The organism is Secundilactobacillus malefermentans DSM 5705 = KCTC 3548, assembly GCF_001436395.1.
Lineage (GTDB): Bacteria > Bacillota > Bacilli > Lactobacillales > Lactobacillaceae > Secundilactobacillus > Secundilactobacillus malefermentans.
On the sequence record NZ_AZGJ01000105.1, the window covers coordinates 1 to 1,493 of the forward strand.

A 1,493-nucleotide genomic window follows, 5' to 3' on the forward strand; every position below is an offset into this window, starting at 1 on the left:
TGATGGGCTCTAAAAAAGTTAGACACTTATATTAATATTTTTAGGCTGTAAGGGCTTGATTCCTAATTTCGATAGGAGTCAGGCCCTTACTTTTTCTAGAAATTCGCACGTTGTTGAATCTTGAGATGTATTTAGCAAAAGCTTGCTTAAATTCTTCGACTGATTTGAAATTTTTACGCCAGATGAATTCTCTTTTTGCTAAACTGAAAAAACTTTCCATTGGTGCATTATCGAGACAATTTCCCTTACGGGACATACTTTGAGATAAACCAATTTCTTTTAACTTATTTTGATATCCATCTAATTGGTATAAGGTCCCCTGATCACTATGGAGTACTGGAGTTACATCTTCAGGCAAGACCTCTTTTAGCTGATCTAAACACGCAATTACTTGGGCAGCATTTGGTGAGTTTCGTATGTCAAATGCTAATACTTCTTTACTGTACATGTCGATAACGGCGGACAAATAGAGTTTAGTACCAAGTATATTAATTTGGGTAACATCGGTCGTCAGTACATCGTACGGCTGTTCTACAACAAATTTAAACGACTTTTTCTGTTTGATGACATATTTTTCTCGAACTATATTTTTAGCAACTTTTCCTTGTTCACCACGATACGAAGAAAACTTACCAGATCTTGTCCAATAGCACGTAGGCATTAAATCCATGCTGCGCATGATTTTACGAACCGTATCGTCATCATACGTAAACTGCATTTTCAATAGTTCTACATGCATTCGACGATAGCCATAAGTCTCCTCGCTACCATCGTAAAGCCATTGGATGACATCTTTTACTTCACGATATTTATCATCGTGGGAATGCTTTAAATGATAATAAAAAGTTTTGCGATTTAATCCTACAACTGCTAAGAGGACCGTTAGGTCGAATTGCTGCCTTAACGATTGTACTACTTGGGTAAGTTGTTCTTTCGTCGTCTTTTCTTGATCGCTAAGGCTTCTAATTTTTTTGAGACGGCTAGCTCCATTTTAGCTGTCTGAAGCTGTTGCTTTAGTTCCAAATTCTCTTGTTTCAACGCATCTAATTTATTTTTCGGGATTGCTTTCTTTTTTATCATTTGTTTTGATGGCCTTCCTCGTTTGGCTTGTAAGGCATCAATGCCATGTTCATCAAATTTCCTTTTCCACTGATAAATCAAACTGGGCTCCACATCAAAATGAGCACCTGTTTCATTGAAACTTAAGCCATTAGTTAACATGTAGTCTAATATATTAACCTTATCTTGACCACTAAAACTTCGTTTTGCCTTTTTGGATGCCAGTGCTGACATTCCATTGATTTTTGCACGTTGGACCCATCTGACAATGATTGAATGATTCAGGCCATTCATACTTGCCAAATCTTTATAACTATAATTACCCTCTAAATACTCATTAACAATTTTCATTTTAAATTCTAAAGTATATTTTGACATACAGAAAAGGACTCCGATTCAGTTAGATTTTTGTCTAACTTTATCGGAGCCCTTCA

The 1,493-nt window shown here is 36.0% G+C and carries 2 protein-coding genes; both read right to left on the minus strand.

The features are described from left to right. Positions 1-40: 40 nt before the first annotated feature. Entirely contained in the window at positions 41-967 is a 927-nt protein-coding gene (locus tag FD44_RS09880; RefSeq protein ID WP_076621487.1) for an IS3 family transposase, read from the minus strand. Continuing rightward, entirely contained in the window at positions 913-1,437 is a 525-nt protein-coding gene (locus FD44_RS09885) for a transposase (RefSeq protein ID WP_010620867.1), read from the minus strand. The genes FD44_RS09880 and FD44_RS09885 overlap by 55 nt, the downstream gene beginning before the upstream one ends. Positions 1,438-1,493 lie beyond the last annotated feature (56 nt).